The organism is Dactylosporangium sp. NBC_01737, assembly GCF_035963215.1.
Classification (GTDB): Bacteria; Actinomycetota; Actinomycetes; order Mycobacteriales; family Micromonosporaceae; genus Dactylosporangium.
Genome location: NZ_CP109153.1, coordinates 10,424,780 through 10,449,287 on the forward strand (window position 1 = coordinate 10,424,780; position 24,508 = coordinate 10,449,287).

The 24,508-nt window shown below is 70.0% G+C and carries 23 protein-coding genes and 4 pseudogenes; 13 read left to right on the plus strand and 14 right to left on the minus strand.

Features of this window, described 5'->3' with window-relative positions:
- Window positions 1-3: 3 nt before the first annotated feature.
- Window positions 4-1,542: an FAD-dependent oxidoreductase gene (locus OHA72_RS47845; protein WP_327002744.1), complete on the minus strand. Its 1,539-nt coding sequence runs from the start codon at window positions 1,540-1,542 to the stop codon at window positions 4-6.
- Window positions 1,543-1,547: 5 nt separating this feature from the next.
- Window positions 1,548-3,239 (minus strand): FAD-dependent oxidoreductase, encoded by a 1,692-nt coding sequence (locus OHA72_RS47850; RefSeq protein ID WP_327002745.1) that lies wholly within the window; start codon window positions 3,237-3,239, stop codon window positions 1,548-1,550.
- A 198-nt stretch (window positions 3,240-3,437) separates the two neighbouring features.
- Here OHA72_RS47850 and OHA72_RS47855 point away from each other — a divergent pair, with 198 nt between their 5' ends.
- Both OHA72_RS47855 and OHA72_RS47860 read left to right on the plus strand, forming a co-directional pair.
- Window positions 3,438-5,054: an FAD-dependent oxidoreductase gene (locus tag OHA72_RS47855; RefSeq protein WP_327002746.1), complete on the plus strand. Its 1,617-nt coding sequence runs from the start codon at window positions 3,438-3,440 to the stop codon at window positions 5,052-5,054.
- Complete coding sequence (locus OHA72_RS47860) at window positions 5,051-6,106, plus strand: LacI family DNA-binding transcriptional regulator (protein WP_327002747.1); 1,056 nt, start codon at window positions 5,051-5,053, stop codon at window positions 6,104-6,106. The genes OHA72_RS47855 and OHA72_RS47860 overlap by 4 nt, the downstream gene beginning before the upstream one ends.
- A gap of 15 nt (window positions 6,107-6,121) precedes the next feature.
- On the opposite strand, the gene OHA72_RS65210 is transcribed toward OHA72_RS47860, so the two are convergent.
- The 10 genes and pseudogenes from OHA72_RS65210 to OHA72_RS47900 all read right to left on the minus strand — a co-directional run.
- Window positions 6,122-6,661, minus strand: a complete 540-nt coding sequence (locus OHA72_RS65210; RefSeq protein WP_442788402.1) for a transposase — start codon at window positions 6,659-6,661, stop codon at window positions 6,122-6,124.
- A complete protein-coding gene (locus OHA72_RS47865; RefSeq protein ID WP_327011803.1) occupies window positions 6,597-7,241 on the minus strand; it encodes a dienelactone hydrolase family protein in 645 nt (214 codons plus the stop codon). Before OHA72_RS47865 ends, OHA72_RS65210 begins: the two co-directional genes overlap by 65 nt.
- 672 nt (window positions 7,242-7,913) lie before the next feature.
- Entirely contained in the window at window positions 7,914-8,393 is a 480-nt protein-coding gene (locus tag OHA72_RS47870; RefSeq protein ID WP_327002748.1) for an RtcB family protein, read from the minus strand.
- A 23-nt stretch (window positions 8,394-8,416) separates the two neighbouring features.
- Window positions 8,417-9,301: an IS5 family transposase gene (locus OHA72_RS47875; RefSeq protein ID WP_327002749.1), complete on the minus strand. Its 885-nt coding sequence runs from the start codon at window positions 9,299-9,301 to the stop codon at window positions 8,417-8,419.
- A 158-nt stretch (window positions 9,302-9,459) separates the two neighbouring features.
- Window positions 9,460-10,381 (minus strand): annotated as a pseudogene (locus OHA72_RS47880) (RtcB family protein); the annotation flags it as partial.
- A gap of 357 nt (window positions 10,382-10,738) precedes the next feature.
- Window positions 10,739-11,017, minus strand: a complete 279-nt coding sequence (locus OHA72_RS47885) for a DUF1876 domain-containing protein (RefSeq protein WP_327002750.1) — start codon at window positions 11,015-11,017, stop codon at window positions 10,739-10,741.
- Window positions 11,018-12,465: 1,448 nt separating this feature from the next.
- On the minus strand, window positions 12,466-13,245 hold the full coding sequence (locus OHA72_RS47890; protein WP_327002751.1) for a lantibiotic dehydratase C-terminal domain-containing protein: 780 nt from the start codon (window positions 13,243-13,245) through the stop codon (window positions 12,466-12,468).
- Between the two features lies 1 nt (window position 13,246).
- Window positions 13,247-13,930 carry a lantibiotic dehydratase C-terminal domain-containing protein gene (locus OHA72_RS65215; RefSeq protein WP_442788775.1) on the minus strand — a complete coding sequence of 228 codons (684 nt, stop codon included), beginning with the start codon at window positions 13,928-13,930 and terminating at the stop codon, window positions 13,247-13,249.
- On the minus strand, window positions 13,825-14,349 hold the full coding sequence (locus OHA72_RS65220; RefSeq protein ID WP_442788776.1) for a lantibiotic dehydratase C-terminal domain-containing protein: 525 nt from the start codon (window positions 14,347-14,349) through the stop codon (window positions 13,825-13,827). Before OHA72_RS65220 ends, OHA72_RS65215 begins: the two co-directional genes overlap by 106 nt.
- A gap of 173 nt (window positions 14,350-14,522) precedes the next feature.
- Window positions 14,523-14,654 (minus strand): annotated as a pseudogene (locus OHA72_RS47900) (transposase); the annotation flags it as partial.
- A gap of 95 nt (window positions 14,655-14,749) precedes the next feature.
- Here OHA72_RS47900 and mltG point away from each other — a divergent pair.
- The 6 genes from mltG (at window position 14,750) to OHA72_RS47930 (ending at window position 19,203) form a co-directional block, all read left to right on the plus strand.
- Complete coding sequence (mltG, locus tag OHA72_RS47905) at window positions 14,750-15,955, plus strand: endolytic transglycosylase MltG (protein WP_327002753.1); 1,206 nt, start codon at window positions 14,750-14,752, stop codon at window positions 15,953-15,955.
- 112 nt (window positions 15,956-16,067) lie between these two features.
- Window positions 16,068-16,265 (plus strand): IS3 family transposase, encoded by a 198-nt coding sequence (locus tag OHA72_RS47910; RefSeq protein WP_442788403.1) that lies wholly within the window; start codon window positions 16,068-16,070, stop codon window positions 16,263-16,265.
- A gap of 8 nt (window positions 16,266-16,273) precedes the next feature.
- A complete protein-coding gene (locus OHA72_RS47915; protein ID WP_327002754.1) occupies window positions 16,274-16,477 on the plus strand; it encodes a hypothetical protein in 204 nt (67 codons plus the stop codon).
- 63 nt (window positions 16,478-16,540) lie between these two features.
- Window positions 16,541-16,930, plus strand: a complete 390-nt coding sequence (locus tag OHA72_RS47920; RefSeq protein WP_327002755.1) for a hypothetical protein — start codon at window positions 16,541-16,543, stop codon at window positions 16,928-16,930.
- Entirely contained in the window at window positions 16,927-18,285 is a 1,359-nt protein-coding gene (locus OHA72_RS47925) for a hypothetical protein (RefSeq protein ID WP_327002756.1), read from the plus strand. Before OHA72_RS47920 ends, OHA72_RS47925 begins: the two co-directional genes overlap by 4 nt.
- 219 nt (window positions 18,286-18,504) lie before the next feature.
- Window positions 18,505-19,203 carry a glycosyltransferase family 2 protein gene (locus OHA72_RS47930; protein ID WP_327002757.1) on the plus strand — a complete coding sequence of 233 codons (699 nt, stop codon included), beginning with the start codon at window positions 18,505-18,507 and terminating at the stop codon, window positions 19,201-19,203.
- 123 nt (window positions 19,204-19,326) lie between these two features.
- On the opposite strand, the pseudogene OHA72_RS47935 reads toward OHA72_RS47930, so the two are convergent.
- Together OHA72_RS47935 and OHA72_RS47940 are read right to left on the minus strand one after the other, a co-directional pair.
- Window positions 19,327-19,515 (minus strand): annotated as a pseudogene (locus OHA72_RS47935) (hypothetical protein); the annotation flags it as partial.
- Window positions 19,516-19,792: 277 nt separating this feature from the next.
- Window positions 19,793-19,996, minus strand: a complete 204-nt coding sequence (locus OHA72_RS47940; RefSeq protein WP_327002758.1) for a hypothetical protein — start codon at window positions 19,994-19,996, stop codon at window positions 19,793-19,795.
- 172 nt (window positions 19,997-20,168) lie between these two features.
- Here OHA72_RS47940 and OHA72_RS47945 point away from each other — a divergent pair.
- The 5 genes and pseudogenes from OHA72_RS47945 (at window position 20,169) to OHA72_RS47965 (ending at window position 24,061) form a co-directional block, all read left to right on the plus strand.
- Window positions 20,169-21,852 (plus strand): annotated as a pseudogene (locus OHA72_RS47945) (ISAzo13 family transposase).
- Between the two features lie 260 nt (window positions 21,853-22,112).
- On the plus strand, window positions 22,113-22,592 hold the full coding sequence (locus OHA72_RS47950; RefSeq protein ID WP_327002759.1) for a hypothetical protein: 480 nt from the start codon (window positions 22,113-22,115) through the stop codon (window positions 22,590-22,592).
- 29 nt (window positions 22,593-22,621) lie between these two features.
- Window positions 22,622-23,047 carry an ISAs1 family transposase gene (locus tag OHA72_RS47955; RefSeq protein ID WP_327002760.1) on the plus strand — a complete coding sequence of 142 codons (426 nt, stop codon included), beginning with the start codon at window positions 22,622-22,624 and terminating at the stop codon, window positions 23,045-23,047.
- Window positions 23,048-23,195: 148 nt separating this feature from the next.
- On the plus strand, window positions 23,196-23,423 hold the full coding sequence (locus tag OHA72_RS47960) for a hypothetical protein (RefSeq protein ID WP_327002761.1): 228 nt from the start codon (window positions 23,196-23,198) through the stop codon (window positions 23,421-23,423).
- 65 nt (window positions 23,424-23,488) lie between these two features.
- Complete coding sequence (locus tag OHA72_RS47965; protein WP_327002762.1) at window positions 23,489-24,061, plus strand: hypothetical protein; 573 nt, start codon at window positions 23,489-23,491, stop codon at window positions 24,059-24,061.
- Window positions 24,062-24,508 lie beyond the last annotated feature (447 nt).

Here is a 24,508-nt window from a genome sequence, read left to right on the forward strand (position 1 = left end):
GGCTCACCCCGTCCCGGCGTGCAGTTCGGGCAGGGTCAGCACACTGCCGTGCTCGCGCAGCGCGGCGGCGAGGTCCGGGTAGTCGTAGTCCTGCACCGGCCTGCCGGTGCGCAGCGACTGCGCAGCCAGCTCGCCGCAGGCCTCGCCGAGCATGCCGTAGTTCGGCTCCATCCGCGGTGACGTGTAGCCGACGTGGCTGGCCGAGAAGCACAGCGGGACGGCGATGTTCTGCACCCCGCCGCGCGCCGGGAACAGCACCTCGGCCGGGATCTGGTACAGGTCCACCGGCGGGTTGAACTCGGTGCCGCTGAGGGTGCCCTCGCCGACGATGGTGTCGTCGCCTTCGGCGTAGTACTGCACGATGTGGCTGTCCATGCCGTACTTCCAGCAGCACACCGCGGTGGCCTTGGTGTTGCCGGGCCGCAGCAGGTCGTGCTGGGTCAGCACGTGGGCGCCGAGCAGCCGGCGGCCCTCACGGATGTACAGCGCGTGCGGGAAGCCGGGTCCGTGCGGGCTGTCGGTGAACTCGTCGGGCGGCAGCCCGAAGCGGCGGGCGTCGGCGCGGAAGGTCTCCGACAGCGACGGATCGCTGGCCAGCCAGTACAGCATCCCCTGGTGCCAGCTCGCCTGCTCGGCGATGACCGCGTCGCGCCGGGCCCAGCTGCCGTCGGGGTAGTCCCACGACGCGCCGGGCAGGTCGAAGCCGATGAACAGCGCCTGGTTGGTCTGGTACTTCCCGCCGGGCAACAGCGCGGTCTCGGTGACGATCGAGGAAAGCCCGGTGATGCCCCGCTGCGCCAGCAGCTGCGCGAGATACGTGTAGCGGGCGGGGTCGTAGCCGTCCGGCTTCGGGAACGGCAGCCGGTCGGCATCGACCGACAGCACGCCGCGGAAGTTGTACGCCTGGGTCTTCTCGTCGCCCTCGCCTTCGGGCAGCTTCGGGTCGACGCCGACGGGGTACAGCGTGTTGGGCCGGAAGCTGCGCCGCCGGTACGCCTGTACCGGCTGGAACCCGGCGAGCGGCTCGTCGTAGCGGGTGCGTGGCTCCCGCCCGACGGCGTACGGCACGCCGGCGGCCGCCATGAGGTCGCCCTCGTACGACGCGTCGATGAAGAACCCGGCCCGCTGCCAGCCCCGGGCGGTGCGGACGGCCCGGATCCGGCGGCCGGTGACCTCGACGTCGGCAGGGCCGTGCAGGCGGTGGCCGGTCAGCACGGTCGCGCCGGCCTCGGCGAGCAGCGCCCGGGCGACGTCCTCGGCGATCTTGGGCTCGAACCGGTACCGCGGCCCGTCGCTGCCGTAGGCGGCACCGATGCCGGCGAAGAACCGGCTCAGCGTCAGGCCGGCGAGGGCCTCCGCGACGTTGGGCGTATCGGTCTTGACCAGGCCACCGGCGATGATGCCGCCGACGTGCCCGGTCGGCTCCAGGATCACGCTGCGCAGGCCGCGCAGCCGCAGCCGCAGTGCGGCCATGATCCCGGCGAGGGTGGCGCCGTAGATGACGGCGTCGACCGGCTCGGGTGCGCTGTCGCGAACCTCCACGGCGGTCACTTCCCCGCCGGCAGGCCGGCCGGCTTGACCCGCTGCTGCGGCAGTGCCAGCAGCGGCGTCGCCCCCTTGGCGGCCTGCGAGGGCCGGGTGCGGCGGATCTGCTCGGGCCAGGCGACCGGGATCCCGAGGGTCTGGGTCAGCAGCTGCTGGTAGTCGCTGGTGAGCCGGTCCGAGTCGGCCACCGCGTGCGGCTCCGTGCCCTGCGCCAGACAGAACGCGGCCAGCGCGCCGACCGCCTCGCCGATGCTCCACTCCACCGGGTGCAGCCGGTAGCAGCCGTTGGTGATGTGGGTGGTGCCGATGTTCTTGCAGGCGGGCAGCAGGTTGCGGACGCGGACCGGGATCAGTGCGCCGAGCGGGATCTGGAACGGGTAACACTCCAGATTGACGTAATTGACGCCGGCGGTGCTCGGGTGCAGGTCGATGTTGTAGTGCCCCACGCCGACCGCGTCGGCGAACTGGACCGCGCCAGCGCCCTCCGGCCGGTCCACGACGGCGACGTGCTGCTCGAGGACGGTGAAGCGGGCCCTGATGCGGCGGGACTCCCGGATGTAGGCCGTCTTGGCCAAGCCGTCGGCCGTCCCGGTGAGGTCAGGACGCAACCGCAGTCCCGGGTAGCCGTGCCCGCCGTCGGGGCGCGGCGCCTCGGTCTGCATCCAGTGCAGATACGACAGCGACAGCTCCTTGCACCGCCGCAGCGCCAGCTCACGGGCTGCTTCGTCCACCCCGGGACCGACGAGCGGCGCCTCCCAGTAGTCGGTGTTGGGCCAGTTGACCAGCGAGATGTCGGTGTCGACGAGGTCGGGCCGGAACTGGCTGCGGGCCCGGATGCGGCGGAAGTGCCAGAGGTCCGGCAGCCGCACCGCGTCCATGTCGCCCTCGAAGATGCGGTTCTCCTTGCCGGCGTTGGTGTGGATGTCGATCTTCATCCAGGACAGCTGCGGCCCCGGCCAGAACGGGTCGACGTGGGTCTTCCAGTGCTCATACGAGGCCGGGCGGTCCACGACGTGGTCCTCGCCAGGCCGGTACTCCACCGGGAAGCACCAGGTGATCGCCTGCTGGTCGGTCCAGTCCGGCTCGGGTGCGGCATACGGCTCGCCGGTCTGCTCCTGCGACTCCGCGCCGATGACGTGCTCCGCCCCGGCGAGCTCCAGCAGGTCGCCGAGCTCCGTGGCGTCGGCGACGAGCGGTGCGCGCACCGTGCGCAGGTCGCCGGTGCGCAGGTCGCGAAGCGTCACCGCGGTGATCCGGTCTCCGTCGGTCTGCGCGGCGACGGGCTCGTGCTCGGTGAGCACGGTGATCCGGCCGGCCGAACGGTACCCGGCGAGCAGCTCGTCGATGACCGCGACGCCGACCCGCGGCTCGTGGCACAACTTGCTGACGTTGCCCAGTCCCGGATTGAGCGTGGGGTCGGCGGCCGCCTCAGGCCGCATCGGGTAGTTGCGCCGGTAGTAGTCGCGGATCCGGTCGCGAAGCTCCCGGTAGCCGGGCGAGACGTATTCGGTCTCGATCCACGGATGCTCGTCGGAGGGGACGGCCTGGGCGGTGAGCTGCCCGCCCAGCCAGTCGGTCGGCTCGGTCAGTACGACCCGCCGGCCCAACCGTGCGGCGGTCAGCGCCGCGGCCACTCCCCCGAGGCCGCCGCCGACCACCAGCAGGTCGGTCTCCAGCTCCGTCGCCTTGCTCATGCTCGCCTCCGTCGTGGACACCGGCTGCTAATATTTTCTTCGTCAATTGCCGGCCCGAGATTGCGGCTACGTTACCTGCCACCGTCATTGCCGTGTCAATACGCGCACACGCTGCAGCTTTCGACACAGTTCCATATCAACAGATCAGCAAATATTAGCTATGTACAGTCGTCGGCCGGAGCTGTTAGAAAGCCATCCATGACCGCCGCACCCGCCCTGCCCGGACTCCACTACCTCCTCCCCGCCGACCCCGCGCAGGGCGGCCCGACCCGATCGGACGTCGTCGTGTACGGAGCAACGTCGGGCGGGGTCACGGCGGCGGTCCGCGCCGCCCGGGACGGGATGTCGGTGTTACTGCTCGCCTTCGACGACCACGTCGGCGGGATGACCGCCGGCGGCCTCGGTGAGACCGACGTCGGGCGGGCGGACACCGTCGGCGGCCTGGCCCGCGCCTTCTACGCCGAGGTCGCCGCCGCCTACGACGCGCCCGACCCACACTGGACCGTCGAGGCGCGGGTGGCCGAGGAGATCTTCGAACGCTGGCTCGCCGACGCCGGCGTGCAGGTGCGCCACCGCCAGCACCTCAGCGGCGTCACCGCGGTCGCCGGCCGCATCGTCGAGCTGCGTACCGGCGATGGCGGCCGGCACCGGGCCGCGGTCTACATCGACGCGTCCTACGAGGGCGACCTCATGGCCGCCGCCGGGGTCCGCTACACCGTCGGCCGGGAGGCGTCGAGCACGTACGGCGAACCGCAGGCCGGCGTCCAGGTCAGCGAGAACCACCAGTTCACCCGCCGCGTCGACCCGTACATGCTGCCCGGCCGGCCGGGCAGCGGCCTGCTGCCGGGGATCAGCCCCGCCGGGCACGGCAGCATCGGTGCCGGCGACCGGCGCGTCCAGGCGTACACCTTCCGCCTGCACGTGACACCCTCCGCCCGCCGGATCGCCTACCCCCGCCCGGACGGCTACGACCCCGACCGCTACGAACTGCTGCGCCGGTACATCGACGCCGGCATCTTCGACCTGTACGGCCGCACCACCCGCATCCGCGGCGACATCCACGACATGAACAACCACGGCGCGGTCTCCTCCGACCACATCGGCGCCAACTACGACTGGCCCGAAGCCGGCTACGACCGGCGTGAGGAGATCTTCCAGGACCACGTCCGGTACCAGGCCGGCCTGCTCCACTTCCTTGCCAACGACCCGCGGCTGCCGGCGGCGGTCCGCGACGCCACCCGGACGTACGGGCTGTCCCCGGCGGAGTTCCCGGCCACCGGGCATTGGCCGCACCAGCTGTACGTCCGCGAGGCCCGCCGGATGGTGGCCGGCTACGTCGTCACCCAGCACGACGCATCGGGCCGGCCCCGGCCCGCCGACCCGATTGCGCTCGCCTCTTACGTGATGGACTCGCACAACGCCAAACGCGTGCTCGTCGACGGGCAACCCCGCAACGAAGGCAACGTGCAGCACCCGCTCACGGCACCGTTTGGTATCCCGTACCGCGCGATCGTGCCCAGGCCCGCCGAGTGCACCAACCTCCTCGTCGCCGCCGCGGTCTCGGCCTCACACGTCGCGTTCGCGTCGGTCCGGATGGAGCCGGTGTTCATGATGATCGGCGAGGCCGCCGGATGCGCCGCGGCACAGGCGGTCGACGCGCAACTCAGCGTCGCGGACGTGGACTATGAGACGCTGCGCAAGGAACTCGTACGAACCGGCGCGGTCCTCGCGTGGCCACCGCACTCGACCGTGCCGGCGCAATCGACCGGGCCCGCTCAATCGACCGTGCCGACGCACGCAGGAGGACAGCCGTGACCAGGCCACGCACCCGGGGCTCGCGCCAGGCCGACATCGCGCGCGAAGCCGGCGTCTCCCAGTCAACGGTGTCGCAGGTGCTGCGGGGCGCGGGCGATCTGAGCCGGATCTCCCCGGAGACACAGCGGCGAGTGCTCACAGCAGCCCGCCAGCTGCGCTACAGCACCAGCCCCCAGCAGCGCAGCACGCTGCAGCGCCGCCACGCGCCCCCGCTCCTCGGCGTGCACACCTTCGAGCCGATCTTCCCCACCAGCACCGGCGACTACTACTTCGAGTTCCTGCAGGGCATCGAGGAGCAGGCCAGCATCGAGGGCTGCAACCTCGTGCTGTTCACCGCCGCCCGCGACGAGGGCGGGGTGCGCCGCATCTACCGTGACAACGTCAACGGCCTCGGCCAGGCCGCCGGCAGCCTGATCCTCGGCCACCGCGCGCACCGCGACGACCTCGCCCGGCTCGCCGCCGACGGCCACCCGTTCGTCTACATCGGACACCGCGAGGTACCCGGCGTCGAGATCTGCTACGTCGGCGGCGACTACCGCGCCGCCACCGGCCGGATCGTCGACGACCTCGTCGCCCTGGGACACCGGTCATTCGCCTACCTCGGCGAGGCCGTCCGCTACGAGCCGCAGGCCGACCGGTGGGACGGCTTCGCCGCCGCCCTCGACCGGTTCGGCCTTGCCGTGCCGGTCCCGGCCTACGCCAACCCCGACGGGCTCACCGCGCAATGGCTCGACGACGCGCTCGCCGCCGGTACCACCGCCATCCTCGTCGAATCGGTCGGCCTGCTGCGGGTGCTGCACGCCATCACCAGCCTCCGTGGCCTGCGCATCCCCGACGAGATCTCGATCGTCCTGCTCGTTGACGACCCAGGCGGCGAGGTCGGCGGTCAGCCCTGGGCCTGCATGCACATCCCGCGCAACGCCATGGGCCGGCGGGCCGTCCACATGCTCACCGGGCTACTCACCGACCCAGCCGGCGACTATGATCGGCAGCTACTGCTGCCCTGCGCCCACACCCTCACACGCACGGTCGGCCCCCCACGCCCGACCTGACCGGCCCGCCGCCGCTCACGCCAAGCCCACATGCGGACGACGTACGGGTCCGTTCTGGCCCGGTAGACGACGTCGGCACGTCGGAGGTTCAGGCAGCGAAGTGCTTCCTTTTAGGACTTCCCGGCGGCACGTTTGCCCTGGTAGTAGACGCGCCCGGCGGTGTCGCGCCGGATCTGGGTGATGGCCATGACGTGTTGGGCATAGCTGAGTTGCGGTGACCGACGCGGGACAAGCGGTGCGTTGCACGTCGCCGGAGGACACGTCAATCGGTGCGACGCCGGCCAACGATGCGAACACAGCGGGTGAGCGGAACCGGGCCAAGGCGCCCGTGCGGGACAGAATCTTCACGGCAAGGACACCTGGGCCGAAGGAGGCGACCGCCAGGCTGGCCGCGACGCCCCCACACGCTGCTGACAGGCCTACCGCTTGCCGGACGATCATCCCGGACCCGGAGATGGCCGCCCCGTCGACGTCCAGCACGGCCTGCCCCTCAGGCGGGTGGGCGGCCCGTGTGGGCGACGTGGCGCAGGTGTGTGGTGAACCAGGCCTGGGCATGACGGGCCGCCGCGGTCAGCGTGCCCGGTTCTTCGAACAGATGCTTGGCATCAGGAACCACGACCAGGTCGTTGGGGCACCGCAATTGGGCTTGTGCGGCTCGGTTGAGGGCCAGCACCTTGGTGTCCAGGCCGCCGACGATGAGCAGCGTGGGGGCGGTGACGGCAGGCAGCCGCGGTCCGGCCAGGTCGGGGCGGCCACCTCGGGAGACGATCGCGGCGACGCCGGCGTGCGGCTCGCCCGCGGCCCACAGGGCCGCCCCGCCGCCCGTGCTGGCGCCGAACCACCCGATGCACAGGTCATGGCCCCACGGCTGATCGTGCGCCCAGGCGCTGACATCGGTGAGCCGCTGGGCGAGCAGTTCGATGTCGAACACGTTGGCCCGCTCTGCCGCCTCGTTCGGGGTGAGCAGGTCGAACAGCAGAGTGCCCAAACCTGCCTGGTTGAGGATCAGGGCCACGTACTGATTGCGTGGGCTGTGGCGGCCGCTGCCGCTGCCGTGGGCGAACAGCACCAACCCGCTCTCATCCGGGGGCAGGGTGAGGTGCCCGCCGAGGTCCAGGTTCCCGGCGCGGATCATCACCTCCTCGTCGCGGCCAGCCGAGCCGCCTGCGCGCTTGCCTCGGCCGGCGCTCCGGCGGACACCCGGGTGGACGGCGGCCCGGATGAGCAACTCGCGGACCTCGTCGTCCGAGGTAGGGGTGAAGTCGGCGTTCACGGCCCGTTCTGGCTCCTCCACCGCTGCTAGCTCGTGGTCAGTGACATTCGCGAGGCGGATCACCTGCGGGTTGATGACGCGGTCACCGTCTTCACCGACCGCACCCATACCAAGTTCGGGCCGCTCCGGGACTCCACCGCGCGGCAGACCGACACCACAACATCGTGGCCGCACAGGTGAGCCAGTTTGCTGGCGAGCCGCCGGCCCGCGTCGACGCGGCTTCGGAAAACCCGCTTACCCAGGATCGTGGTCCGCCTCCTCGCGAATCCGTCCGCGCCCAGACTGCTCCGAGTGCGACGAAAGACCTACGAGGCGGTTTCCCTTCGCCAGCATTGCCTGGATCAGGTAGTGGGGATCGCCGTTCGACCTCTCGGTCGTTCAACCTCTCAGCTCAACTGTCACCCAGTTGGGCTCTCCCGCACGTCTCGCAGGTCCAACTTCGAAACTATCCCTGTGACCGGACGGCGCAGGGTGATTCACGGGGGGATCGCCCACCGCTACCTGCCTGCCGGAGGCCGGGACGCATGCCCGTCCCTATGATGGATCGTCCTCGCCAACACCGATAAATGAATGCGGAGAACGCACGCCGGTGAAAGCGGTACAGCGGGCTCGTCGGCAGGTGTCGACCACCTCGTCCACGTCCTTGTACGCCTGCGGCGCCTCCTCGGCCAGCCCACGGGCGCTCGCGCCTCGGACCAGGACGCCGGCGGCGGCCAACTCGCGGCCGACCGCCTCGACGGGAGCGCGCTGGACGGCGGCGTGCCGGCTGAGCGTGCGGCCGGCGCCGTGGCAGGCGGAGTGGAACGCCTGCCCGTCGGCCACGCCGACGAGCACGTAGGAGGCAGTGCCCATCGAACCGGGCACCAGCACCGGCTGGCCCTCCTCCCGCAGCGGTTCCGGCAGGTCGGGGTGGCCGGGCGGAAAGGCTCGCGTAGTGCCCTTGCGGTGGACGCACAACTCCCGGGCCGCCCCGTCGCCGGTGTGCGTCTCCAGCTTGGCGAGGTTGTGCGACACGTCGTACAGCAGCCGCAGATCGCCTAGGTCGTGTTTCGTAAGGCTCGGAGCCATTGGTTGATAACGGCGATGGTGACGGTGGCTTCGTAGCGGACGGCGAGCTTGTCGTACCGAGTGGCCATGGCCCGGTGGTGTTTGAGCTGGTTGATGCCGCACTCGACGGCGTGACGCAACCGGTAGACGACAGGGTCGAAGGCGGGTGGCCGCCCGCCGTTGGACCCCTTGGCTTTACGGTGCGCGTCCTGGTCGGCCTTGCTCGGGATGCAGACGCGGATCTTGCGGCGGCGGGCGTACCCGCGGTTGCCTCTGCTGGTGTACGCCTTGTCGGCCAGGATCAGGCTGGGACGCGTCCGTGGCCGGCCGCCGCCGATGCGGTGCACCTTGATGCGTTCCAGCACGGGGATGAACTGCGGGCTGTCCCCGCGCTGCCCAGCGGTCACGACCACCGCGAGGGTCTTGCGGCCCTGCTCGCAGACCAGGTGGGTCTTGGTGGTGAACCCGCCACGAGAGCGGCCTAGACCATGATCGGCCGGTTCGGCACCGCCGACCCCGTCTGGTGGCTCCTTCTGCAGGTGCGCGTCCCGGCGGGCGCCGGCAGCGTGCTGATGCGCGCGACTGACCGTGGAATCGACGCTGACCGTCCAGCCGATCTTCCCAGCCGCGTCCGCCAGGGTCTGCAACGCGGCCAGGATCTTCGCCCACGTCCCGTCGCGTTGCCAGCGCCGGAACCACCGGTACAACGTCTGCCACGGCGCGTACACGGCAGGGACGTCCCGCCACGGCACCCCGGCGCGGACCCGCCACCGGATCCCGTCGACGACATCTCTGACTGCCCACTTCCGCGGACGCCCACGACCGTTTCCCGCAGGCAGCAACGGTTGCAGCACCGCCCACTGCACGTCGGTCATGTCATGGCGCCTCGCTGCCGCTACGCTCGGCACGAGGTCTCCGGTCTGGTATTCGGTTTTGCTTGGTCGCTAAACCACCTACCGGAGACCTCTTCAGTTATCGATCACCGCCACGCCGCAACATCGACCCCTTACGAAACACGACCTAGGCCGGCATCGCGGAAACAGCGCCGGGCCTCGTTCGTGAGCAGTTGCCGGTTCGCGCGGCCGTAGTTGGCGGCCGCCGCCATCGCGCCCAGATAGCGCCGGCTCTCCGGGGACGCCACCGGGGCGCAGGCCAGCTGCGGATCCGGCACCTGGATGCCGTACCGGTTCATCGCCGACATCACGCGGACATGGTCCGAGCAGATCTGGTGGCCCAGACCCGCGACCCCGCATTGGATCATCAGGCAGAGCAGGTCCGGACGCAGGCCGACCGTGCGGGCCACCCGCTCGTCGTAGATCCGGTCGATGGCCTGGACCTCCAGGAAGTGGTTGCCCGAGCCGAGGCTGCCCACCTGGCCCCTGCCCCGCTCGAGCGCACGCGCGCCCACGGCGCCGGGGTCGGCACCGGCCACCGCACCACCGTCCTCGCAGAACACCAGATCCGCCGGGACCCCGAAGCCGCGCCGGACTGCGTACGCCGAGCCGCCGGCCAGAATCTCGTCCAGCTCGGCCTGGCCGGTGGCGGGTAGCACGCCGCCGCGGCCCATGCCCCGCGGCGTCGCCGCCCCGAGCAGGTCCATCAGGCGCTTCGGGTGTGCCGCCGCGTCAGCACGGGTGATCGTCGAGGTGAGCAGCCGCACGCCGCACGAGATGTCGAAACCCACGCCGCCCGGGGAGATCACCCCGCCGCGGGCCGGGTCGGTGGCCGCCACCACGCCGATCGGGAACCCGTATCCCCAGTGGACGTCCGGCATGGCGTACGACGCCTCGACGACACCGGGCAGTGTCGCCACGTTCGCCACCTGCTGCAACGCCTGATCCCCCGGCGCGTCCGGCAGCAGGCCCGCGGTGGGCGAAGACCACGCCGGGCACCCGCATCGCCCCGACCGGCTCGAGACGCCACCGGCATACCCCGTCTGGCGCGACACTGACCATGAGGTTCTCCTTGACACTTCCGCGCTGATATCGACCGCCGCCGTACCGAGGACAGCGGACACTCCATCGGGCCGGACCGATCCAACAGCCGGTCCTCCGGACCGCTCCGCAGACCGATCCGGGTCTCGTCGCCTGCACTGTCTCGGCGGGGGTGTGCTGATCTCATCGCCGGCTCGCTGGCCGCCCTCTGGACCACGCACCACGAAGGTGGGTCGTCGTGTCACAACGCCTCATTCGACAACTCCCGGCAATCCACGGCCCGAAGCGGTGTGGGGTTGCTGGAGCAGGCAACCTCACCTTGCCAGACGAACCCACCGGAGCTGGACCGGGCACCCTCGAGATCGGCCGGAGAACCCACTATCGACTCAGATGTACTGGGCGGTCGGAGGTGGCCTGGATGTCTGCGGTCGCCGTGAGCAGGAGCTGATGGCCGAGGTCGGACAAGGCCCGTGCGACGGCGAGCTCGTCGCCGATCTCCGGGATGTCCTTGTCCGCCGGGTTGAGCCGGGCCTGACCCGTGCCGGCGAGATATGTGAGGCGGGTCTTGTCGCCGGCCTGCAGGCGTGCTTCCGCGTATGTCCGGCTGTCACGTTCGTCGACGAATACGCTGACCGTCCAGCGTTTGACCTCGGTCATGGCAGACTCCTATCTGGACTCCCGGATGCCGGGCTGCGGTGATGTTCAGGAATTCCGGGCGACGAGTGCCCGGACCGGTGCGGTGCTCGAGCACCTTCCGGGCGACCGGGTCGAGGCGCAGCATCCACGGGCCCGGTCGTCTCTGTCCATTCTGGCCCGGCATGGGCCGCTGCGGCCGGAAACCACCGGGCGAACGGGACAGGACGGTCGAACAATGAGGTGCGGACGTGGCAGTGCGGACCGAGAACGCTCCTGGCGGTTCTGATGACCCGGTCGTGGCGGTGCACGGACCACGCGGCGGTGGTGTTCCTGGTCTGAGACCGGGCGTACAAACTCAAAAGTCGGTCGGCCTGGGTTTCCTGGACTTCACCGCGAACGCCGTCAACCGGTGCGCCGGCGCGAGGTCGAACTCAACCGGAGGATCGTCCCGATGTCTACCTGGGCATCAGCGACGTGCACGGCCCAGGCGGCGCGCCGTGCGATCACCTGGTGGTGATGCGGCGGATGCCGGCGCGACGGTGGTTGGCAGCACTGGTCCGGACTGGCGCACCCGTGGACGATCAGGTGCGGCGGCTGGCCACGACGACGAGCATGCTGAGCATCGCCGCGGCGCCCACGACATCGGCCCACCACGCGCGTTGCCCCGGGCCGCGCCCCGCCGTCGTCCCGGTCGCACTCCGCCACCGTCCGCGGGCGGCAGCCGCTGCCGGTCGAGCCCGGACGACCTGCCACCGCCGCGGCGGGCGAGACGATGGACCTGGACCCGGCCCGCAGCTTTCCGTCGGCACGGCCCGAGCGCTCATCGAGACCATCGGCGGGGCGGCGCAGTGCCACGCCACTCCCGGTGGCGGGCTCAGCTTCACCGCGACATTGCCCAGGACCGCCCGGCCGTGACGGGCCGGCGCCTCCGGTTGGATCACGACCTATGAGGCATTTTGATCCTGCGTAGCGGCTGGTCGACGTGGTGTAGCACGAGGATCGCCGCGCCCGAGAGCCCCGCCCACGGCGAGGCGGGTGCCGTCCCGCGGCTGCGGCGGCTGGGTGTGCAGGCCGAGGACATACCTGTCGCCGACGTGAGCGCTGCCGGGGTTCAGGGCGCCGGTCGCCTGCCAGGACTCGGGGCGGTCGTCGACGCTGCCGGCCCAGTTGGGGAAGCCCCACGTCTGGCAGGGGATGCCGGGGCGGTTCGTGCACACCCGTCCCCATCGCAGTGGCCCGCCGGCCGGTTCGCGCCAGCAGTGCCGCGTCGTCACGCCCGCGCGGGATGCCGCGCCACCGCACGGTGCCCGCGTGCGGGCCACCGCCGGTCAGGCCGAAGACCCGCACCGGCGATCTCGCCGTACAAGCCTCAGCGATGTGACCGGCGGCGAGGTCGGCAGCGCGGCGATCACTGAGCGGCCGAGGGTCTTCGCGCGTTGATCGCGCGACCGGGGGTTCCCGCGCGTCGATCACCGGCCGAGCGAGGCGCTGCACGCGCCGCCCGGACCGTCAGGAGGCGCGCCGAATGAGGTCGCGGACCAGCCCGACCGCCCCGAGACGCGGTCCATCGGGGTGAGGCCGAGGCGGGTCAGGTGCAGGTATGTCGCGTTGAGCGCCACCCGGTAGCGCAGGAAGTCGGGCCGGGTGAACACCGTCTCGTGGTACGCCGCGTGGTCGAACATCAGCCGGTGCAGCTCACTGTGCTCGACACCCCGGCGACCGGTGCGGCGTCGGCGCGGGTCCGACGAGAGCACCGTCACCGACGAGCGCGGTGAAGGACGTGCGGTGACGCCGGAGCAGCGCGGCCCGCTCCCGGACGAACGGCACCTCCGATGAGCTCGGGTCGTCCAGGCAGCGCACGACGGCGCGGACCCGTTCGGCCACCTCGTCCGCGCGGTCGCGGGATTGTTCGGGTACCAGAGGGTAAGCGGGCCACGTTCGTACTCCTGCAGCGCCAGCACCCGGTGCCGGTCCAGCGATGCCGCCGGGTCGAGCACCGTGACCGACGGGTGTGCCGCCAGATACGCGCCGACCGCCTTCTCGACGAGTGGCCGCACGCGTTCGCGCCAGGCCCGCTCGTCGGTGCGGACGTTGAGCCGCAGGTACGGGCCACGCCACCAATGCCGCAAGAGGAACGCGTCGGTGCCGTCGGCACCGAGCCGGGCGAGGGCGGGCCGGATCCTGTCGAGGAGCAGGCCGTCCTTGTCCGCGTCGTGGTAGGCGATGTGGAGGGTGTGCCAGGACCGCATCTCAGGACTCCATTTCGGGCGGTGCCGCCGGGCCGGGCCGGGGCGGGGTGCGGTGGTGCAGGTCGGCGAGCGTCCGCGCAACGAGCAGCCCGAGCCGGGTCTCGACGTCGAGGCCGAGACCGAGGCGGTTGTTGAACAGGTGGGCGCAGCGCAGCAGGACCAGGGTCACCGCGCGGCGATCGGCACCGGTGACGGCGGCGAGCGGTCCCATCGGCGAGCCCGGGTCGCTCGGGCCGTCGGCGGCCGCCCACAGCGACGTCAGCACGGCGTGCAGCGACCGGACGGAGCGGGACCAGTCATCGAGGACCGCACCGGCCGGTCCGACGTCACCGGCCCAGCATGCCCGGGCCTGGCGCAGCAGCGCGGCGCGGTCGCGTGCGTACGCCGCCTCGACGATGGACCGGTCCGCGTCGAGCGGCCCGCCGGCCGGCGTCCGGTGCAGCGCGCCGGCGACCCGGCTGGCCGCCGCTTCGAGGTCCGGTTCGCACACGGCGCGGGTGGTCATGGTCGCGGCCAGTGCGATCGCCGCCCGCTGGTGCGGCGCGGCGCCGGCCCGCAGTACCCGCAGGGCGATGGCGCTCAGCTCGGTGACGTGGCGCTCCACCGCCGCCAGAGCCGGGCCGGTGCCGTACGCGTGGTGCTCCGGCCGGTACGCGACGAACCGGACCGAGTCGTTCGGCAGCAGCCGCGGCTCGTAGCGGTCCAGCCGCTCGCCCCGGGCGAGGGTGCCGCGAGCGTCCGGTACACCTCGGTGCTCATCGCCGGTGTCGAGGGATGCGCGGCAAAGTGCGCGGCGGCGCGGTGCCGGACGCGGTCGCGCACCGGTCCGGCGTGCTCGCGCCGGGCCGGGCGCAGCCGCAGCCGCATGTGCGGCCCGCTGTCCCCGTGCCGCAGGAAGAAAGTGTCCGTCGACGAGGCCGGCGGCGGTCGTCTCGTCGACAGGGGGGCGACGACGCCCGTGAAAAGGGTGTCCAGACCCCCCGTGGTACAAGTGGGCGCTGATCCAGTCCACGTCACCGGTCGGCTGCCCGAGTCTGGCCGATCCAATGCGCCAGAAGATCGGGATCGTCCGATCGCGTAGAGACCGCCACCAGGAACTCCCACCGGCCGCTACGACCTGATCCTGCCGAACCCTGCCCGCGCTGACCGGGAGCCGTACTAGCATGTGGGGCTGATGCTGGAGTTCGCGGCCGTCGAGGATGCGCACCAGCGGTGGCCGATCCATTCCCGGGTCTGGTGAAGGTGCGGGAGACCCGTAGTCGGCCTGCAGGGGCTCGACGCAGTTTCCACAAAATTCCGTTGATGACCTGCCGGGGCTCACGCCACCGTCCCGACCGCGACCCGGCCTCAGGCGACAACGGCGCGATCACCGCCCACGCCGCATCAGTCAGCTCACCGCGACGAACCACCGACGCATCATCAATCAACTACGTCATGATCAGCAGAACAGACCCTGGGCCGATCGGACGGATCCGGCGAGCCAGTATGACGCACGGAGGCGAACGTGCAGATCGACGATCTCGACCTGACGTGGGAGGACGATGCCGGACGCGGCCGTCACCGCTGGGCCAGTGCGCGAAGCGCGGCGCCGGCCCGGCGGAAGAAGGGCCGCGGTTCCCGGACGTTCCTGGCGTTGTTCCTGGCACTGGCAATGCTCGTGGGCATCGCGGGTGCGGTGTACTTCAGCGCCGATAAGATCCAGAGCCTGCGCGCCGTGCCCGACTACGACTCCGGTGGCTCCGACGCGGTGACCGTCGAGGTCAAGGAGGGCGACACCGCCTTCGCCATCGCGCAGACCCTGCTCGGCAAGGGCGTGGTGAAGAGCACCAAGGCGTTCGTCCAGGCCGCCGAGCGCAACCCGCGGAGCAAGGCGATCCAGCCCGGCGCATACCGGCTGCGCCACCAGATGCGCGCCGAGGATGCCCTGTCGATGCTCCTCGACCTCAGCAACAAGATCGTGAGCCGCACGATGCTGCGCGAGGGCCTGTCGTACGTGGCGACGTTCAAGAAGCTGGCGGAGTCGACCGGCATTCCGTACTCGGACTTCGAAGCGGCGGCGAAGGACCCCGTGGCGCTCGGCGTGCCGGACTTGTGGTTCGAACGCCGTGACGGCAAGCCGTCGAAGAAGTCGATCGAGGGCTTCCTCTACCCGCTGAGCTACGAGTTCGAGCCCGGCTCGACCGCCGAGTCGGTCCTCAGGGAGATGGTCGGGGAGTTTCTCAAGGTCGCTACCGAGATCGGCTTCGTCGACAAGGTGCAGTCCGCGCTGTCGGTCAGCCCGTATGAGGCGCTGATCGTCGCGTCGCTGACGCAGGCCGAGGCGGGGATCGAGGAGGACCTGCCGCACATCGCCCGGGTTGCCTACAACCGCGCGTACAAGGCGAAGCTGCCGTTGCAGTTCGACGTCACCGCCAACTACTGGCTGGAAATCAACGGCAAGGACCCGAAGCACTCCGGCAAAATCTCCAACACCGAGCTCGACGACCCCAACAACCCGTACAACACGGTGAGAATGACCGGGCTGCCGATCGGGCCGATCAACAGCCCGGGGAAGAAAGCACTCCTCAGCGCGATGAACCCCACCCCGGGGAAGAACTGGCTGTTCTTCGTGGCGATCGACAAGTCCGGCAAGTCCGCGTTCGCCGACACTGTCGCCGAGCACGACAGGAACATCCAGCAGGCGTGCAGGAACGGCGTCCCCCTGTGCTGAACCGCTCCTGGGAACTCTGCGGGTGCCGGCAAATCATCGTGCTGGTCATAGGGCTGACCAATACCGCCGGGTGCCCGCGGTCCGCCCGCTCGCACTGGCGGTACGACACGGCATGATGGAGTCGTTCTGGGGCCGCATGCAGACCGAGTTACTCAACCGCCGCCGGTGGAAAACCCGCATCGAGCTTGCCAACGCCATATTCGAATACTTGGAAGTCTTCCACAACCGGCAACGCCGGCACAGCGCCCTCGGAATGCTCGCCCCGGCCGAGTTCGAAAGACTCCTTCCCACCATCCCGTCCGTGGCATGAGACCAACCGTGACGGCTCCACGGAACCCGGGGAACATCATCCCCTACCCACTGCTGTCCGCGTCCCGCATCGGCCTGGAAATCTTCCCCGCATTCATGCTGCTCGGCCGCCTCGGCAACCGCGCCACCATCGACCGGACCGCACTGACACTGTTCCTGACCGTCCAAGGCATCCTCGTCGCCCGGTTCCTGCACGCCGGCTGGGTCACCTGACCGCTCCAAATCTCCGGACTCCCGGGGCCGCGAGAATCGCTCGCAAGGTTCTAGGGTGTGCCGATGCGCCGATTACCGCTCCCACAACTTGTCGCCAGCCTGCTCGTCGCCGCCCTCTGCGGGGTCGCATTGCTCCAGGCGATCCGCCCGGCGGTCCATTCCGGCCGGATGGGCGTCAAGACGGTGCGCACCGCCCACCTGCAGCATCCGACCCGGCAATTCCGCGAGCTGATCGAATACCTCAGCAACGAGATGCGGCGGCAGGTCCCGGCCGGCACCAGGGTCCTGATCGTCGAGGACGTACAGGACCTGCAACTGCGCATGATCGAGTTCGCCGTCCTGCACGGCCTCGTCGTCGTTGCCGGGGACGCGCAGGTGAAGGTGTACCTCCAGAAGGACCCCGCCGCGCCGTACGGCATGTGGCTACGCACCCAGGAACTGGCCGACGCATGACCAACACCCTGCTCGCCGTACTCATCCTGATCGTCGCCGGGTTGCCGCTGAGCTTCGCCCTGACCCGCGCCGTCCCCCTCGCGATCGTCCTCGCCCCGATCGCCGGCGCCGCCGTCGCCACCGCCGCGGTGCTGCTCATGCTCGCCTTCACCGGCCCGCTGCTGCTGTGGTTCGTCCCCACCTACCTGCTCACCGGCGTACTCGCCTGGCGGCTGCGGAACCGGCCCCGGCTACCCGCCAGCGGCTGGCGCGACGCGCTGCTGACAACCGTCCCGCTCCTGCCGCCGCTGCTGCGCCTCGCCACCGAACCGATCAACGGCGACGCCCACCTCATCTGGTGGCTGCACGCCGGCTACTTCACCCACGGCGGCGACTACGCCCGCGCCGCGATCAGCAACCCGGTCCTCGTCTACACCCACCCCGACTACCCGCCGCTCGCATCCGCGCCCGTCGCGCTCGCCTGGCAGATCCTGGACATCCGCAGCTTCTACCCCGCCGCGTTCATCACCGGCTTCCTCACCTACTCCGCCGTCGCCATGCTCGTCCACGCCGTCCGCGTCGCCACCGCACAAGCGCCCGCGCTGCTGTCCTGGCCCGCCGCGATCGCCACCGGCTACGCCGCATGGACCCCGCTGTGGACCACCCCCACCGACGGCGTCAGCGACGCCATGTGCGCGTGCGCCTTCGCCGCCGGGGCGGTGCTGCTGCTGTTCGCCCGGCCGTCGCCAGGTGTGCTGGCACTGGCCCTGTTCCTGCTGTCCGCGGCCGCGCTCATGAAGAACGAAGGCGTCAGCCTCGTCGTGGCCCTGGCCGTGGTCGGCACGGTCAAGTTCCGGCGCGACCCTCGCCGCGCCGCGCTGCTCTGGACCCCCGTCGCCGTCACCGCGATCTGGTCCGTGACCGCCCGCCTGCTCGACGCCAAGACCGACGTCCTCGCCGCCGGAGCCTTCTCCGCGCTCCTGCACGGCGACCCCGACACCGTCGACCGCCTGCCGATGATCCTGACATCCATGACCGGCCGGATCGGCTCGATCGTCCTGCTCATCGCCGCTGCCGCCGTGCTCGCCAACGTCTTCCTGCGCCGTGCCCGAGCCGCGCTCGAACTCGGCCCGGACGGCTGGATCTGGGCAGTGGCAGCCCTGCACACCGGCGCGCTGATCCTGATCTACCTGGTCACCCCGTACGACCTCGGCTGGCACCTGCGGACCTCGGTCGACCGGGTGACGATCGTCGTGGCGCTCCTGTGCTGCGCGAGCGCCGCCTGCTGGGCCGTCGTCGCCCTCACCCCGCTGCTGACCGCTCTGTCACCCGACCCGCGGGCGACCCCAACCGCCGAACCAGTTCCAACGGCGTAACGCAACGCCCACGGCCGCGACGGACGATGCAGGGCTGGTGGAAACCAGCTGACGTGGGCGACCGGCCTTCCGGATGGCAGGACTGTCGCCCACCGCTTCGCCGCACTCCCCCTCATTGGCCGTACCGTACGAGATCCGCAACCCCCTGACGGGACATCACACGCCCGGGTGACGGGAGGCTAGTCTGACGGTCCCAGCCCGAACCCTTCGGAGATCGTGATGAAACTGTCGATCCTGATGCCGGTCTACAACGAGGAAGCCCGCGTCGCCGACGCCGTCAAACAGGCGCTCGACGTGGACTACCCGACCGAGACCGAGCTCGTCATCGTCGACGACGGAAGCCGGGACCACACCGCCGAAATCCTCAACGGACTGCACGACGAACGCATCCGCGTCGTCCTGCACCCGCACAACAAGGGCAAGGGCGCGGCGATCCGTACCGCGGTCGAGCACGCCACCGGCGACTACATGGTCATCCTCGACGCCGACCTCGAATACGACCCGCAGGACATCCCGAAGCTGCTCGAACCGGTCCTCGACGGCCGCGCCACCGTGGTCTACGGCAACCGGACCTTCGGCAGCCACAGCTCATTCTCGTTCTGGTACGTCATGGGCAACAAAGCGGTCACCACCGCCGCGAACATGCTGTACAACTGCTACCTCGGCGACCTGGAAACCTGCTTCAAACTCATGCCCGTCGACCTGTACCGGTCGCTGCAGATCCGCTCCGCCGGCTTCGGCATGGAAGCCGAGGTGACCGGCAAACTCCTGCGCAACCGGCACCGCCCCTACGAGGTACCGATCAGCTACCGGGCCCGCACCCGCGACGAGGGCAAGAAGATCACCTGGAAAGACGGCGTCGAAGCGCTGTGGATCCTCTCCCGCGAACGCGTGCGCAAACCGTCCGCCAAACACTGACCCTCACATCAGAACAGCGTCGACTGTGCGCTTGCCGAAAAACCCATCCGCCCTGGTCAAGGCCGGCGTGGGAGTGCCGGAGATGTTGATCCGGATGCTGGGCCTGGGCGTCGCTGGTGATCGTTGCACCCAGCGGAAGACGGTGGTGTGGTCGACATCGGCACCACGCTCGACAAGGAGTTCTTCGACGTCGCGGTAGGACAGGTTGTACCGCAGGTACAGCCGGACCACGATCACGTCGGGCGGGAACCGGAACCCGGAGAACGCCGACCGTGCCGGCGGGGCCGGACGCCAGCGGTTGGAGACCTTCACGACTCAAGCGTGCCCGACCCGAGCAACGCTCAACGCATCTGCCCCTCGGGACGCGGGTCATGACCTCGATCGCGGCGTACAACGCCAACGGCGACCAGGCGGCGATGCTGCGGGCGACGGGGTCCGGTGCGGCGTTGTAGGACGTTGGCCGCCATGCTCACCGCGAGCGCCAGGCCGAGCGTTCCCCGCAACGTCCACTGGATCAGCCGCAGTCTCCGCAGCTGCACATCACCCTCCGATACAGCCGTTGTCCGAACACTGTCGTTCATCGCTGGTGTCATTCGGCCGCCTCGCCCGGTTCATCGTCGAGCATGTCGCGGCCCAGGACTGTTTCGACGGGGGCCTTGGTGTCGGCGTCGGGTTGCTCGTCGATGCAGGCGAGCGCTTCCCGCAGCTGGACGTAGCGGTGCCGGGCGGCGTCCGTGTCGCCGAGGGCGGCAAACGCTTCGATCGCCGCGCACGCCAGGGTCGTATGCCACAAGGCTCGCGTCCCTCTGACGGCCGTCAGAGCCGAGAGCACCTCCCAGCGGGTCTATCTGCTCGTCGGAGACCTCTTGAACGCCGTGCTCCAGTCCAATGACGCAATGCTCATCTACCAAGGGATCGCAGAAAAATAATCCGTAGCTTCCCAAGATGCCGGTCGTTGCTGTGGTATAGGCGTCATGGTGGAGGTCGGCGGGGTGTTGGCGGCGAAGTTCCAGGCGGTGTTCCCGCATCTGGATGAGCGGCAGCGCCGGTTGTTGATGGGTGCTGAGGCGCGGGCGTTGGGGCATGGCGGGATCCGTGCGGTGGCCCGGGCAGCTGGGGTGCGTGAGGCGACTGTGTCGTTAGGCGTCGATGAACTGGACTCCGGTGCTGCGCCGTTGGGTCGGGTCCGCCGGCCCGGCGGCGGCCGGAAACGTCTGTCCGAAGTGGACACAGGTCTGCTGCCGGCGTTGCTGGCGCTGGTGGAACCCGATGAGCGCGGCGATCCGATGTCGCCACTGCGGTGGACGACGAAGTCGACCCGCAACCTCGCCCGGGGAACTGACCCGCCAGGGACATCGGGTGGGCGCCGACACCGTCGGTGACCTACTGCGGGCGGAAGGATTCAGCCTGCAGAGCAACACCAAGACCGTCGAGGGCAAACAGCACCCGGACCGTGACGGGCAGTTCCGCTACCTCAACGACCAGGTCAAAGACCATCAGGACAGCGCCGACCCGGTGATCAGCGTGGACACCAAGAAGAAGGAACTCATCGGCCAGTACGCCAACGACGGCCGGCAATGGCGACCGTCGGGCGAGCCGGTCGCGGTGAAAACCCACGACTTCCCCGACGCCGAGTTGGGTAAGGCGGTGCCCTACGGCGTCTACGACCTGACCGCTGACACCGGTTGGGTGAACGTCGGCACCGACCACGACACCGCCGCGTTCGCGGTGGAATCGATCCGACGCTGGTGGAACGCGGTCGGCGCCAGCGACTACCCACACGCCCGACGGTTGCTCATCACCGCCGACGCCGGCGGCTCCAACGGCCACCGCACCCGCGCCTGGAAGGCCGAACTCGCCGCCCTGGCCCTGGAAACCGGCCTGGAGATCACCGTCTGCCACTTCCCGCCCGGCACCTCGAAATGGAACAAGATCGAGCACCGGCTGTTCTCCCACATCACCATGAACTGGCGCGGCCGCCCACTGTCCAGCCACGAGGTCATCGTGCAGAGCATCGCCGCCACCACCACCCGCACCGGACTGCGGGTCCACGCCGAACTGGACACCAACACCTACCCAACCAAGGTCCGCATCAACGACCAGCAACACGACGCACTACCCGTGAGCCGCCACGACTGGCACGGCGACTGGAACTACACCCTGCGACCCGAGACCTACGAACACATCACCACCAACCCTGACCCGTTCGACCAGCCCAGCCCCGACCTGGCCTGGCTGCACCACCCCGCACTGACAGCACTACCAGCACCACAATGGGACACGCTGATCACCGCCCTGATGACACTGCACCCCCGACAGCGGGAAGCGAACCTGGACAAGCGACGCGGTCACCGCCCCAGAATGACCGCACCCGGCACCGGCCGCCGACCCGTCCTCACCCTCGCCGACCGGCTCCTCGCCACCGTCCTGCACCACCGCCACGCCCTACCCCAAACCGCCATCGCCACCCTGTTCAACGTCCGACCCGAAACGATCAACCGACACATCCGCGAGACCCGCCAACTCCTCCACCAGGCCGAACACACCATCCAGCCCAGCCCACACCGACTCGCCACCCTCAACGACCTCTACACCCTCGCCACCACCGAAGGCATCACCACCCCACCAGAGATCAAGACAGCGTGTTGATGATCTGCGATCCCCAACCGGAGCAAGTTGCCAACGCACATCGCGGCAGCGCAACCGAGCTGAGCCTGGAGCCTGTTCTCATGAGCATGGTCGCCACATGCCAGAACGGCGGCTACTGATAGACGGCGCGGCCGGCACCAGCGCACATTCGACCTGTTCGTTGACGCGGTGCTCGCCTTCTACGCCCGGGTGCGCTGATCTTCACGAGATCCACCCATGTCGAACACTCGCCCTTCGCCGCGCGTCGGTAGCGTGGCGGCATGGTGGACTTCGCCCTGGTGGCATTGATCGCTGTGATCGCCGCGTACGCCGGTGGCGTCGCGGCCATCGTCCGGCTGCGGCCGGCCGGCCCGGCCCGGGCCCTGTTCGAGGGCGCCGTCGCGGCCGCCGGTGTCGCCGCGAGCTTCGCGCTCATGCTGGTGCTGGCCCGCGTGTGGCTGCCGGGCACGATCATCGTCGCCGCGCTGCTCGCCGGCGGCGTCCTCTACGGCACCCTGCGGCGCGACCTCGGGCCGGCGCGGGCGGGCGGGTTGGCTGCGGGTGGCGGCTTGCTGATCGGCGCAAGCTTCCTGTTCGTCTCCTACCTGGCAGTCATGGCGTTGATCGGCGCAGCCGGGGTCTACCTGGCGTTGCGGCTGCGGCTGCGGACCCGCCCAGCGCTGCTGGTCATGGCCGGGGCGCTCGGCACACTGCTCGCCACCTCGGCAGGCGTGTTCGCGCTCGCCCTGTCCAGCATGTGACGGGCCCGCCCGGACGCATCGACTGTGCCGTGCTGGACCGAGACAGCCGCGACGGTCGCCCCGGTACGTCGATCGCCGTGGACGGCAAGACCATGCGCGGCTCACGCACCCGCCACACCACCGCCCGGCACGTCCTGGCCGCCGCGGACCAGCACACCGGGGCCGTGCTCGCCAGCACCGACGTCGACAGCACAACCAATGAGATCACTCGCTTCGCCGCGCTGCTGGACCAGCTCCACGACCCGCACGGCACCGTCGTCACCGCCGACGCGTTGCACTGCCAGCGCGACCACGTCACCTACCTCGCCCAGCGCGGCGCCCACTGGATGCTGACTGTCAAAGGCGATCAGTGCCCAGCCTGCACCAGCAACTCGCCGGCCTGCCCTGGCGCCTCGTCCCGGTCGCTGACCGCACCACCGGCCACAGCCACGGCCGCCGGGAGATCCGCACCTTGAAGATCCCGTCAGTCGCCACCGGCGTCGACTTCCCAACGCGGCCCAGGCACTGCAAATCCGCCGCCGGCGACGACTCGACGAACCGAAACGCTTCACCACCGAGACCGTTTACGCCATCACCGATCTCCAAGCCCACCAAGCCAAACCGATGCAATTGGCCGACTGGATCCGCGGCCACTGGACCATCGGGAGCAAGGTCCACTGGGTCCGCGACGTCACCTACGACGAAGACCTATCCCAGATCCGCACCGGCACCGGACCCCAAGTCATGGCCACCCTCCGCAACACCGCCATCAGCGCCCTCCGCCTCGCCGCCGCCAACCGCCACCACGCCCGCAACACCAACCGCCCGCTGGCCCTGCTCGGCATCACATAACGACTTCTGCCAGAGCCCTGGGCGGGAATCCCCGCGGGACGGGCCCGTGCCCTCACAATGAGGCCGTGATCCCACCGCCACCAGCGCCTGACGCTGTCCTGTTTCGCAGTTCCGTGGGCCGGTCCGTCGCTTGTGTTACCGGCATCGCTGTCCTCCTCTGGCTGTGCGCCGCCGGGATCCACGCGGGGCTGGCGGCGCTGCTCGGCCGGCCGGTCTACGGCACCGTCGACTTCATCACTTTTCCGCTGTTTGTCATTCCATTCGTCGTCGCCAGCCTCGGCGCGCCGCTTGCGATGCTGATCCGCAGCCCGCACTGGGTCCGGCTGTCCGCCGCCGGTGTGGAGATCGGCACGCCACTCGCCCGGGCGGTCCTGATTCCGTGGCCGGGCGTGGAGTCCGCGAAAGTCCGCGGCCGGTCGATCCTCGCCAACCTCCACGTCGTCCCGCGTCCAGCGGCGATGACCGCGTTGCAGGACGCGGAGGGCCAGCCTCCTCGCAAGCGCACACGTGGCGGGCGGCGCGGCTATGCCGTGCATGCCGGGCTCTTCCCGAGCGGACCAGGAGCAGTGACGGCTGCACTGCGCGCCCAGGGCGTTCCGGAGGACCGCCTGCCCGCGCCCACAGTCGGCTCCCACTGACTCACGAGGCCCTACCGACTCGGTGTCACCCAAACAACTTTGCGGAGCCCTGGTTGCGAGGCGCAGAAGGCGTGCACGGCGGAGACGATGGTGGCATGGCGGTGCCAGCACACTGGGACGTATAGCGGTTCTCGCGCAGGTCGACACCGCATCCATGTGATGTGCGGGGTCAGCGGCATGGTCGATGAACTGCCCTAACGTCCCCTGCACGCCGTGGCCAGCGACCTCCACGCGGCGCTGCATTCACCGTGTACTGCGGACCGCAGTGGTCAATGCGCCTGGGGCGGAAGGTGCCCCCTGTTATCTGGCGCCGGAGCACCGCACCTTCCATCCCAGCGCTGGCTGCTTCACGTGCGTTGCGGGTCGGACGTCTTGCTCAACGTGCGTTTCACGCAGCGGTCTGAGAATACGCTGTGTCGATAGGCGTCTGTCAACGCCTGCGCGGAT